This window comes from Xenorhabdus sp. PB30.3, from assembly GCF_963895965.1.
GTDB lineage: Bacteria > Pseudomonadota > Gammaproteobacteria > Enterobacterales > Enterobacteriaceae > Xenorhabdus > Xenorhabdus stockiae.
The window spans coordinates 25,076-36,730 of the sequence record NZ_CAWQMW010000137.1 but is presented as its reverse complement, the minus strand read 5'-3'; the positions used below and the strand labels follow the sequence as shown (position 1 = coordinate 36,730).

Sequence of the window (11,655 nt, the reverse complement as noted above, 5' to 3'; positions counted from 1 at the left end):
ACTTATACCAATGTGTCAATATTATCTAGAAATTTTTTTATAATTAATTATGTATTTTTATTTTATTTTTTTCTTTTTATTTTTATTTTTTTTTGAAATTAAGGAAAGTGTGATAATTTATTTTTTATTTAATTAAATGATTATTAAATGATAAATTCTTCAAATAAGTATGGTGTGAAAGCCCATTTTACTTTCTTTTTTCTGTTTTTTATTTTCTTAATTTGTTTTTATTTTTCTGTAAAATATGTTTTTAACAAGACATAATTATGGCTTTTATCATAGAATTGCCACGCTGAAATGACGTTAAACGATACCTTGAGGAGTGATACAAAGATGCTAGAAATTGCCCTTGAAGCAGTAAATACAATCAGAAAACGGACTCAGGATGCGTTTGACGGAGCCGGACAATTTGACTATAAGCCGGATCGTTCTGTTGTCACTCAAACTGATTTAATGCTGGAAACAGAGATTCGTAACATACTGGAAAAACGCAGCCCGGGTGTTCCTATTCTGGGAGAAGAGTTTGGGCTGGATGGCAGTGATAAATTCGAATCAGGCTGGATTATTGATCCCATTGACGGGACAAGGGCATTTTTGTATGGCGTACCGTTGTTTAGTACGTTACTGGCTTTTGTCGAAAATGGCGAGCCAAAACTTGGGGTAATCAGTTTTCCGGCAATTTCCACCGTTGTTTATGCTTCACAAGGGGAAGGGTGCTGGATGAGTGTGGAAGGCAAGCCGTTACGCCAGCTTAAAGTGATGGATAACTCACCAACATCTGTTAACAATGCTGTGATTGCAGCTTCCGGTATACACAGTTCCGGTTATCATCTGGAAAATGGCACCGTAGCTTATAATCTGGATGGGTTAGTGAAATCTGCCCGGGATTTTGTCTTTGTTAATGATTGCTACCAGCACACGATGGTTGCAGCCGGAAGGTTGCACTGTGCTATTGATACCATCATGAAACCTTGGGACAGTGCGGCAATTCTGCCCTGTATTAAAGAAGCGGGTGGTGATTTTTGTGCACTGAACGGCAGCCGGAAAAGAGCTATGTTTGGTGGCAGTCTGGTTTCGGCCTGTAATTCAGCACTGCTGGATCAGGTGGTAGAGGTTATGAACTCTCCTGCTGAAAATTAAATATACACTTCGTCTTTCAAGTTGCCTCTTTGTTGGCTGCGCTCACTCACCCCGGTCACCGTTTTTATAAACATACGGTTATCTATGCTCCCGGAGATGAGTTCCCTTGCCGCCGCGACGCATCTTGAAATACATTGTGTATAATATATCAAATCTAAATAGAAAATCCCGGATGTGGTACTACATCCGGGGCTATGTGGTTTAATTTTTCAGAATATGTGACAGAATTTGCAGTGCCTTACCGAATTGGGCCTCCGGTATCGTCAGCGGGTAGAGGAAACGGATCACATTACCGTGAGTACCGCAGCTCAATAATAGCAGCCCTTCGCGTTTAGCTCGGGTTTGTACTTCGCGGGTAAATTCTGGTGAGGGTTTACCGGTTTGTGGATCGTTAAATTCCACCGCAACCATGGAACCCAGAGCGCGAATTTCGGCGATTGCCGGGCACTGAGTGCGCGCTTGTGCCAGTATTTCTACCAGATGCTGACCAAGCTGATTAGCTCGTTCGCACAACTGCTCTTTTTCGATGATGTTAAGTACTGCATGGGCGGCTGCCACCGCCAGTGGATTGCCCGCATAGGTGCCGCCAAGCCCTCCGGGTGCCGGTGCATCCATCACTTCTGCACGTCCCGCTACACCGGAAAGCGGCATCCCTCCCGCCAGACTTTTCGCCATCGTGATCAGGTCTGCTTTTACATTGTGGTGTTCCATCGCAAACAGTTTTCCCGTGCGGGCGAAGCCAGTTTGTACTTCGTCGGCGATTAACAGAATGCCATGCTCATCGCACAATGTACGTAGCGCCTGCATAAACTCGGTGGGCGCCATGTTGAATCCGCCTTCACCCTGTACTGGCTCAATAATAATGGCGGCTACCTGATCCGGTGCGATATCGGCTTTGAAAATATGTTCCAGACTTGCCAGAGCATTATCGACTGATACTCCGTGAAGCCCGTTAGGATATTGGGCGTGGTAAACGGAACCGGGGAATGGGCCAAAGCCGATTTTATACGGTGCTACTTTGCCTGTGAGCGCCATCGCCATAAAAGTACGACCATGAAAGCCACCACTGAAAGTAATCACTCCCGGCCGACGGGTATAAGCGCGGGCGATTTTCACGGCATTTTCGACGGCTTCCGCTCCGGTGGTGAAGAACGCGGTTTTTGTCGGGCCGTTGATCGGTGCCAGCGCATTAATACGTTCTGCCAGTGTCACATAGCTTTCATAAGGCACAATTTGATATGCGGTATGGGTGAATGCTTTTAGTTGTTGTTCAATTGCGGATACGATTTCAGGGTGACGATGACCTGTATTCAGTACAGCAATGCCAGCCGCAAAATCGATGATTTCGTTACCTTCTACATCCCACAGAGTAGCATTTTCCGCCTTTTGCACGAAGTAGTCACTCAGCACACCCACTCCGCGTGGAGTAGCATTCAGACGACGTTGATTCAACTCTGTATTTTTCATCAATTATTCTCCTGAAAATGGCATAAATTTGTAGGGTTACTAGGATAGTGCGGTGACCAGCCGTTGCAGTTTTTCCTGAAACGTATGCCGGATAGCCAGCGCTTGTTGTAATGTCACTTGGATAAATTTTACTTTGGCACCGGGAGGTAACTGCCCGAGAATATCCAGATCGCTGCTGACGACGGTGCCCAGTGTCATGTAGCCACCTCCGGAGACAGCATCCCGATGTAAGACGATGGGAGTACGCCCTGAGGGAATTTGGATAGAGCCAATAGGGTAGCAGGCATCCACAATATTGGAGGGATCAGAGCCTGCGCCAAACGGCGGTGTGCGCTCCACAAAATTTAGTGGACGCCCATCCAGAAAGCGGTAACCGATACGATCAGATTCAGAGCTGATCCTCCATTCATCACTGAAAAAACTGTCAACGGATTCTGCCGTCAGGCGATGAATATACATACCGGGAACCACCCGAAGTTCGGCATGTTTATGAAATTCCGGTTTAAACTCTTCCGGCAGGTGATGACCAACAGGGCCTTGCCCACAATGCGCCGTTACAGGAAGCGTATCTCCGGCCTGTAACCGGCGGCCCTGATATCCACCCAGCGAGCCGAGGCTGTATGTGGAGCGGCTTCCCAGTACCAGAGGTACATCGATACCACCTGCGATGGCAAGATAACTACGGGCACCTAAAGATGAGCCGGTTATTTTCAGCTGCTGCCCTTTTTGCGCCAGCAGGCAGGTATTAAGGGAAACGGGCTGCCCATCCAGTTGTATGCCCATTGGTGCCCCGCTGACAGCAAAAACGGTGTCCTGCTCAAAGAGCAGTTCCGGTCCCATCAGAGTACACTCCAAGCCCGCTGTATCCGGCGTGTTCCCTACCAGTAGATTTGCGACTGCCAGCCCAAAACGATCCAGCGTACCGGAAGGCGGAATACCTACGTGATAGTAGCCTTCCCGGCCAGCGTCCTGTACTGAGCTTGACAGCCCCGGTTTCAGCACCTTAATGCCATATAACACTTCAATTGACATATAACACCTCAATCGCCATATAGCACCTCCTGCAAATTTGCAGTGCAAGATTGTGGGTCTGCTTCAAAGGCCGCAAGGTCAAACTCAACAGGACGAATACGCAATGCAAACTCTTCTCGTTCAACTTGTGAAATAGCCTGATCATACTCATCGCGATTGATAGGCTTGAACTGAACGATATCGCCTGTGCGAAAAAAGACCATAGAATCTTTAAGATATGGCAGACGCTGTTGGGTATCGTAAATAGGGGCTGGAGTCACGCCAAAGAGCTGATAACCCCCAGCACCCCGTACAGAGTAAATGCAGCCGAAGCACCCGCCGTGTCCCAGTGAAAGCTGTGGGGTATCCGTACGGGGGATCAGATATTTAGGCACCTGAATTTGTTGTTCCTGTTCTACCATCTGGTACATAAAGGGTAATCCGGCAACAAAGCCGACCATAGAAACAAACCAGGGAGCGCCGCTGTGCTGGGCGATAAATGCATCAATATCAGCCAGGCCGTTGATTCGCGCTGCGTATTCCAGATCGGTGGAGTGTGGATCCTGATGGCGTTCCCGAAAACGCATCAGGGTTTCATGCGTCCAGGGATCATTGTAAAGCACCGGAATTTCGATAATGCGCGTAGAGAGTTTTTCCCCGGTGTTTTCTTGTTCCGCTACGGCCTGAATTTTCTCCAGTAATGTTAGGGGTGGCAGAATATCCGGATTGAAGCGTATCTGGCATGATGCATTTGCCAGACAAATATCGAATATGCCCGGTAATGCAAGGTTTTTAATCGCTTTTGTTAACGACATACTACGAAAGAATGCCTTCAGAGACATTGCTTCGCTGATTTCAATAAAAAGATGTTCGTCGCCGCCGAAGGTGTAGCGTAAATTCGGGTCAGACATATCAGCACTCCTTCTTTTTATACAATCATTTATGCGGCTGTGGAGGTGTAATCGTGATGCCTGCGAGCTGTAAACGGGTGACTATTGCCTGAAGTAGTGGGAGTGCGCCGGGCGTATCGCTGTGCAGGCAGACAGAGGAAAATTCAACGTCAATATCGGCTCCTTCTACGGTACGGACTTTACCCTCCTGACAGGCTCGTAACACTTTATCAGCGACTATTTCAGGATCGAGCGGCGTAACCCGACGGGTAAATACAATAGAGCCACTGAGATCGTAATCGCGGTCAGCGTAGAACTCACAAACCACGGGATGACCGAGTTTGGCTGCCTCACGACAGATAGCCGAACCATGCATGCAGAATATGGCCAGTTCAGGAGCATGTTTATGCAGTGTGGAGACGAAATAATGCGCGGCATCGTTGTCACGGGCCAGATGCATATATAAGGCACCATGTGGTTTTATATGCTTTAGCGGAAGGTTATACAGCGCAGCAAATTCGCGTAATGCACCGAGCTGATATAACACATCGTTGGTTAATTCTTGTGGGGTGGTATTGATATGACGGCGGCCGAATCCGACAAGATCGCGGAATCCGGGATGGGCACCAATGGACACGCCTTTTTGGTGTGCCAGCTCCACGGTTTTACGCATAATGCAGGGATCGCCCGCATGAAAACCGGTGGCAATATTGGCTGAGCTGATTAATGCCATAATTGATTCATCCACATTATCGCCGATAGTCCACGGGCCGAAGCCTTCGCCAATGTCTGAGTTGAGATCGATGTTTGTCATAGTCATGCGCTCAAATTGTGAACTGAATTTCAAAAATATAATATGGTATGACAAAAAGAAGAAATTTTTTTCTGATGCCCACGCGATACATATTGAAATCCCATTGAGTATAGGCCATGTATTCGTTTAAGTGGGCACATGATTTTGCTAGATATTATGATAAACCCATTGGATATATGATGAAATTAATCAGATAGAAATAATCTCACGGAGTTTACTTTGGTTTTTCCGCACAAGGGAGCGCTTTTGGATGATATTTATTGAGATAAAATGGTTTCTTATTTAACAAAAATGGGAAAGTTTATCGAAATATCTCATTATTAGAAGTATGGCTATAGATTTATATTCTTCATCCTTCAATTCTCTATTTTATTGGTACAAATTGAAAGATGAAGAAAATAATTAATTGGTATACACAATGGATTTCAAGATGCATCGCGGCGGCAAGGGAGTAAATCCCCAGGAGCATAGATAACTATGTGACTGGGGTGAACGAGCGCAGCCAACAAAGGGGCAACTTGAAAGACGAAGTGTATATTATCGTAACTTACAAACAAGGGCTATTTCATGACAGTTATTCTGGTAAGTATCCCAAAAACCGGCTGGTTGATTATCAATGTCGCTTTGCAACAACATGGGCTTATGCCATTCAAGCTGTAATCCGGCTTTTTTACTGGCTTTTGCAAAATGCTCACGGCTCCAGCTATACATTGTAAAAGGAAAAGAGGAATTATGTGGGGGAGCCATAAATTTAGCTGTATAGAACAGACCTTCTCCGTGGGGTTCTTCGCTAAGAATATCGCAGAGATAATTGGTACAGTTACCTTGTGCTAACCGATAGTCAGGCGAAAATGTGTAAGCAACCAGTTTCCCGGAAGGTGTCAGGTTATCAGCAATTACCCGGAACATGCTTTCAAGTTCTTCAAGTGATACTGCATGGCAAAATAGCCAGGATGCGTTAATGATGTCAAATTTACCCAATGATTCCATTTTGCAGACATCTCTGACATGATATTCGATACCATCACCGTGTTGTTGAGAGATGTTTTTTGCAATCTCAAGCATATTAGCTGAGATATCGACACCGATAACTTTTGATGCCCCATGGCTTTTGTAAAGCCGGCTAAAAAGACCTTGACCACAGGCTAAATCTAATACTGATTTTCCTTGTATATTACCTGCCAGTTCAAGGACTGTCCTGATCCCTATTTCAATCTGAGGGGCTGCATCTGAAAAACTTTCGTAAACACCGGCAATAGGGTCATATAATTTTTTATCATTCATTATTTCAGTCCTAAACTAAGATAAAAGGAATAAACAGAATTTTTTTGCTGTTTTCTAAAAAAATTTATTATTGTTATAATATTTGGTGGTTTTCTTTTATGTAATTTACATTAATGTATAAGAACTAAATTTTATATAATTATTTTTATACCCGTCGTCTTTCAAGCTGCCTCTTTGTTGGCTACGTTCACGCACCCCGGTCACATAGTTTTCTATGCTCCCGGGGATGTGTTCCCTCGCCGCCGCGATGCAACTCGAAATCCATAGGGTATATGTTATTTGTGTGTTTTTTTTGGTTAATGTAAAAATAAAATCAAGTGTTTTAAATTAGGGTTTATTTTCTATTAATGATATTCCTCCCTCTTTTAGGGGAAATATCAACCCTTTTAATATTTGGGTTGATATATATTTTAGTCAATGTTGAAAAATGAAGAGATTGGTCGATTGATATTATAGGAATTTACAAACAAACGCGGCTTCATGGCAGTTATTCTGGTAAGTATCCCAAAAACCAGCTGGCTGGTTATCAATATCACTTTGTGACAGCATGGGCTTATGCCATTCAATCTGTAAACCCGCTTTATGACTTGCCTCTGCGTGTTGTTCACGGCTCCAGCTATACATTGTGAAAGGTGCAGGAGGAAGAGGAGGGTTACGTGATGGAAAGGTAAATTCGGCTTTAAAGAGGAGGCCGCCTCTACAGTGCTCTTCGCTAAGAATATCGCAGAGATAATTGGAACAATTGCCTTTTGTTAACTGGTAGTCAGGTTCAATAGTGTAAGCAATTAATTTACCGGAAGGTGCCAGATTATTAGCAACTGTGCGGAACATCATTTCAAGCTCTTCAAGTGAGATAGCATTACAAAATAGCCAGGATGCGTTAATGATGTCAAATTTACCCAATGATTCCATGTTGCAGACATCTCTGACATGAAATTCGATACCATCACCATATTGCCGAGACTTGTTTCTTGCAATTTCAATCATGTTAGTTGAGATATCGGCACCAACAACTTTTGATGCCCCACGGCTTTTGTAAAGTCGGCTAAACAGGCCATAGCCACAGGCTAAATCTAATACTGATTTTCCCTGTATCTCACCTGCCAGCCCAAAAACCGTCCTGATTTCTACCTCTATCTGCGGAGCAGAATCTGAAAATCTTTCATAAACATCAGCGATAGCGTTATATACGTTTTTTTCATTCATTACTTTCTGTCCTTAACTAAGATAAGAGAAACAAAACTAAGGTAAAAAATAAGCGGAATTTTTTGCTGTTGTATAAGAATTAAATTTGTCAGCGATATAACATTTGATGTTTTTTTTCTGGGGATTACCTTAATATATAAATATCCGGTTTAATATGATTATTTTTATGTCAGGTATGTTATTTTAATGGAATATGATAAATAAATTGGATATTTTATTTTAAGTATATTGTTATTCTATAATAATATCGGGTATGTTTAGTAAGGATATCAACCCATATATTAAGCTAGGCTGATATCCTATTTTTTTATTCAGTACCTAAAAATCGATGAATTGCCCGGAGTACTGCTTCAGGTTTCTCTGCATGAACCCAATGACCGGCTCCCGCGACAACCCAGGCAGTGGCTTGTGGGAATTGATTAATAATATCCTGCCGGTATTCTTCCGTAATGTAATCGGAATTTCCACCACGAATAAATAAGGCTGGTTTATGCCATGCCGGAATTGTTTCCCAGCCGATAATTTTTTCGTATTCTTTTTGCAGAACGGGTAGGTTAAATCTCCATTCCCCCTGACGGAATGATTTTAGTAGAAATGGGATCACGCCATCTTCTTTAATATCTTCAAGCATGATGTCTGTAGCTGCCTGCCGGGTTTGTACACCCGCTTTCGTTACTTTGTGCAGTGCCGCAAAAATACTGTCATGACGCCTTGCCTGATAAGCAACCGGAGCCATATCAATCACTACGATTTTCTCAATGCGCTCCGGGGCAATTGCTGTCATGCTCATGGCGATTTTTCCCCCCATGGAATGACCTATAATGATGGCTTTTGCTATATCGAGTTCGTCAAGAAGGGCCAGCACATCTTGTGCCATGTCACGATAATCCATATTTTCCATGCGGGGAGAAATACCGTGATTTCGTACATCAATCTGAATCACCGGATAATATTGCTGTAAATCACGCCCTAATATTCCTAAGTTGTTTAAATCACCAAAAAGTCCATGGATAAGGATAATGGGAGTGGGAGACAACGGATTTTCGGGTTTGTGTAAATGATAATTTAATTGATTGTTTGACTTCATAATTTGCCTGAGTTTAATGACGTTCATACAATGTTTAATATTGTAGAGTTTAATATCATGACACATCAGCAGAGACAAACAAAATGAGGGTATAGTGGCTGTAACTGATTGATTTATTTTAGGGGAAAAGTTTCTTTCTTTTCAATTCTCAATTTAAGAAAGAATCACTTTAAGTTATTGAAAGTTTAATTGTTTTGTTTTGTTGCATTATATCTTATAATCTGAGGATAATTTTTTCATTAAGAACAGTACTGGATAGAAATGAAAACGATAGAAGTTGATGAAGACCTTTACCGCTTTATTGCAAGCCAAACCCTGCATATCGGTGAAAGTGCATCTGATATTTTACGGCGCATACTGAAGTTGGACGCCGGGCAGCCAGTACAAACTACACAGCCTGCCAGTGAACCTGTACCCGTCAACAAAATACCAGCTGTACGTCCCCGAGATACTGTCCGCGTTATACGTGAGTTACTGCTTTCCGATGAATATGCTGAAAAGAAAAAATCCGTTGAGCGTTTCATGTTAGTGTTGTCGACGTTGTATAGTCTGGACAGCGAAAGTTTCGCCAGAACAACAGAAGCAATGCATGGTCGCACCCGCACGTATTTTGCCGGTGATGAACATACGCTGCTGGCCAGCGGTAAGCAAACCAAACCTCGCCATATCCCCGGCACACCTTTTTGGGTGATCACCAACACCAATACTGACCGTAAACGCAGCATGATTGAACAAGTTATGCAGGATATGAGTTTACCGGTAAATTTGATTGAAAAAGTGTGTGGCACGATTTAAGTTCGGCGTTTAGGTTTAATCAGCAGTCTGCGGTTAATCAATTAACTCTCTAAACCGTTCAGCATATCTGTTTTATACTGCACTGGCGACTGTCCGGTGCAGCCTTTCAGGAGAAATAAAGTGGCGATTCATCCTAGGGCAGGGCAACTGGCCCAGCAGCATGATTTGATCAATGTTGCACTCCTCACATCACAGTATTACACCTTACAACCCAATCCCGAAAATCCGGCTCATAAAGTTAAATTTGGCACTTCCGGCCATCGTGGCAGTGCCGGGCGTAATAGCTTTAACGAAGCGCATATTCTGGCAATTTCTCAGGCGATTGTAGAAGTACGTAAGCAATATGATATTACTGGCCCGTGTTATATCGGGAAAGATACACATGCACTTTCTGAAGCCGCTTTTATTTCCGTGCTGGAAGTACTGACAGCGAATGGTGTTGATGTGGTCGTGCAGGAGAATAATGGTTTTACGCCGACGCCTGCTATTTCGCATGCTATTTTGTCTTATAACCGTCAGGGAAAAAATCTGGCGGATGGCATTGTGATTACCCCTTCTCATAATCCACCAGAAGACGGTGGTATTAAATATAATCCGCCTAATGGTGGCCCGGCCGATACGGATCTGACTTCCGTTATTGAAAATCGGGCGAATGAATTGTTGGCTGATAATCTGAAAGGCGTTAAACGTCAGCCTTACGAACAGGCATTAAAAAGTGAATATCTGCACCCTCAGGATTTAGTTGATCCTTATGTCACCGCGTTGGGTGAAGTTGTCGATATGGCCGCGATTCAGAAAGCGGGTCTGAAAATCGGGATTGATCCCTTGGGTGGCTCAGGTATTGCTTACTGGCAGCGTATTGGTGAGTACTATAATCTCGATCTGACGCTGGTGAATGATAACATTGATCAGACTTTCCGCTTTATGACTCTGGATCGTGATGGTGTGATCCGGATGGATTGTTCATCCCGCTGGGCGATGGCCGGGTTGCTGGAGTTGCGGGATAAATTCGATTTGGCATTCGCCAATGATCCTGATTATGACCGCCACGGCATCATTACCCCAACCGGCCTGATGAACCCTAACCATTATCTGGCGACAGCAGTGGATTATCTGTTCCGTCATCGCCCGCAATGGTCTGAGAAAGTGGCTGTGGGTAAGACGCTGGTTTCCAGTGCCATGATTGATCGGGTTGTGGCTGATCTGGGGCGTGAACTGGTGGAAGTTCCGGTCGGGTTTAAATGGTTTGTTGACGGGCTATATAAAGGTGAACTGGGCTTCGGTGGAGAAGAAAGTGCGGGTGCATCTTTCCTGCGTTTTGATGGTACTCCGTGGTCAACAGATAAAGACGGCATCATTCTTTGCCTGCTCGCAGCGGAAATGATGGCAGTGACCGGTGAAAATCCACAGCAGCGCTATGACAAATTGGCGGCTCGTTTTGGTACACCGAGTTATAGCCGTCTTCAGGCTCCGGCAAGTCATCAGCAGAAAGCACAGTTATCTAAGTTGTCACCGGAAATGGTAAAAGCTGATATGCTGGCAGGTGATCCGATTACGGCTCGCCTGACAACGGCTTCCGGCAATGGTGCTTCCATTGGCGGCTTGAAGGTGATGAGTGATAATGGCTGGTTTGCGGCGCGCCCTTCTGGTACAGAAGAAGCATATAAAATTTATTGCGAGAGTTTCCTTGGTGCAGAACACCGTGAAAAAATCGAGCAGGAAGCTCAGGAGATTGTTAATCAAGTATTTGCTGCGGGTTAATTAGCGCTGAATACTGATGAAAAAAGCCGCAGAAAAACCGGCGGCTTTTTGTTAAAACAAACATTATTGACGTATGCATGTGTTATAGATTTCTTCAAGACAAAATTGGTATTTTTTAGGATGAGCGATATGTTTTTTACATATGGTGTATGCTCGGTCCTGACATTGTTCCGGTGTATTAGATAACCCTGATGGTGTTG

The 11,655-nt window shown here is 44.1% G+C and carries 10 protein-coding genes; 3 read left to right on the top strand and 7 right to left on the bottom strand.

Annotated features, from left to right (window positions below; all coding sequences use genetic code 11):
- The first annotated feature begins 333 nt into the window (after window positions 1–333).
- Window positions 334–1,140: an inositol monophosphatase family protein gene (locus AACX38_RS12770; RefSeq protein WP_228864487.1), complete on the top strand. Its 807-nt coding sequence runs from the start codon at window positions 334–336 to the stop codon at window positions 1,138–1,140.
- A 201-nt stretch (window positions 1,141–1,341) separates the two neighbouring features.
- Here the strand turns inward: AACX38_RS12770 and AACX38_RS12765 are convergent, their stop codons facing one another.
- The 7 genes from AACX38_RS12765 to ybfF all read right to left on the bottom strand — a co-directional run bounded on the left by AACX38_RS12765 (window position 1,342) and on the right by ybfF (window position 8,899).
- Window positions 1,342–2,607 (bottom strand): 4-aminobutyrate--2-oxoglutarate transaminase, encoded by a 1,266-nt coding sequence (locus AACX38_RS12765; RefSeq protein ID WP_228864486.1) that lies wholly within the window; start codon window positions 2,605–2,607, stop codon window positions 1,342–1,344.
- Between the two features lie 39 nt (window positions 2,608–2,646).
- Complete coding sequence (locus tag AACX38_RS12760; protein ID WP_228864485.1) at window positions 2,647–3,639, bottom strand: 5-oxoprolinase subunit C family protein; 993 nt, start codon at window positions 3,637–3,639, stop codon at window positions 2,647–2,649.
- A gap of 8 nt (window positions 3,640–3,647) precedes the next feature.
- Window positions 3,648–4,529, bottom strand: coding sequence for a 5-oxoprolinase subunit B family protein (locus tag AACX38_RS12755; protein WP_228864484.1), 882 nt, complete (start codon window positions 4,527–4,529; stop codon window positions 3,648–3,650).
- Between the two features lie 25 nt (window positions 4,530–4,554).
- Window positions 4,555–5,322 carry a 5-oxoprolinase subunit PxpA gene (locus AACX38_RS12750; protein WP_228864483.1) on the bottom strand — a complete coding sequence of 256 codons (768 nt, stop codon included), beginning with the start codon at window positions 5,320–5,322 and terminating at the stop codon, window positions 4,555–4,557.
- 537 nt (window positions 5,323–5,859) lie between these two features.
- Window positions 5,860–6,606, bottom strand: coding sequence for a class I SAM-dependent DNA methyltransferase (locus AACX38_RS12745; protein ID WP_228864482.1), 747 nt, complete (start codon window positions 6,604–6,606; stop codon window positions 5,860–5,862).
- A 450-nt stretch (window positions 6,607–7,056) separates the two neighbouring features.
- The gene (locus AACX38_RS12740) at window positions 7,057–7,812 is read right to left on the bottom strand and encodes a class I SAM-dependent DNA methyltransferase (RefSeq protein WP_228864481.1); all 756 of its coding nucleotides are present in this window, start codon (window positions 7,810–7,812) and stop codon (window positions 7,057–7,059) included.
- A gap of 307 nt (window positions 7,813–8,119) precedes the next feature.
- On the bottom strand, window positions 8,120–8,899 hold the full coding sequence (ybfF, locus tag AACX38_RS12735) for an esterase (RefSeq protein WP_228864480.1): 780 nt from the start codon (window positions 8,897–8,899) through the stop codon (window positions 8,120–8,122).
- Window positions 8,900–9,160: 261 nt separating this feature from the next.
- Between ybfF and seqA the strand changes: the two genes are divergently transcribed.
- Window positions 9,161–9,694: a replication initiation negative regulator SeqA gene (gene seqA, locus AACX38_RS12730; protein ID WP_099109086.1), complete on the top strand. Its 534-nt coding sequence runs from the start codon at window positions 9,161–9,163 to the stop codon at window positions 9,692–9,694.
- Between the two features lie 120 nt (window positions 9,695–9,814).
- Window positions 9,815–11,455, top strand: coding sequence for a phosphoglucomutase (alpha-D-glucose-1,6-bisphosphate-dependent) (gene pgm, locus AACX38_RS12725; RefSeq protein WP_228864479.1), 1,641 nt, complete (start codon window positions 9,815–9,817; stop codon window positions 11,453–11,455).
- Window positions 11,456–11,655 lie beyond the last annotated feature (200 nt).

What these genes read in the sequence shown, in the direction of transcription:
- AACX38_RS12770 (WP_228864487.1), top strand. Translation starts at nt 334, where the DNA reads ATGCTAGAAATTGCCCTTGAAGCAGTAAATACAATCAGAAAACGGACT.
- AACX38_RS12765 (WP_228864486.1), bottom strand. Translation starts at nt 2,607, where the DNA reads ATGAAAAATACAGAGTTGAATCAACGTCGTCTGAATGCTACTCCACGC.
- AACX38_RS12760 (WP_228864485.1), bottom strand. Translation starts at nt 3,639, where the DNA reads ATGTCAATTGAAGTGTTATATGGCATTAAGGTGCTGAAACCGGGGCTG.
- AACX38_RS12755 (WP_228864484.1), bottom strand. Translation starts at nt 4,529, where the DNA reads ATGTCTGACCCGAATTTACGCTACACCTTCGGCGGCGACGAACATCTT.
- AACX38_RS12750 (WP_228864483.1), bottom strand. Translation starts at nt 5,322, where the DNA reads ATGACAAACATCGATCTCAACTCAGACATTGGCGAAGGCTTCGGCCCG.
- AACX38_RS12745 (WP_228864482.1), bottom strand. Translation starts at nt 6,606, where the DNA reads ATGAATGATAAAAAATTATATGACCCTATTGCCGGTGTTTACGAAAGT.
- AACX38_RS12740 (WP_228864481.1), bottom strand. Translation starts at nt 7,812, where the DNA reads ATGAATGAAAAAAACGTATATAACGCTATCGCTGATGTTTATGAAAGA.
- ybfF (WP_228864480.1), bottom strand. Translation starts at nt 8,899, where the DNA reads ATGAAGTCAAACAATCAATTAAATTATCATTTACACAAACCCGAAAAT.
- seqA (WP_099109086.1), top strand. Translation starts at nt 9,161, where the DNA reads ATGAAAACGATAGAAGTTGATGAAGACCTTTACCGCTTTATTGCAAGC.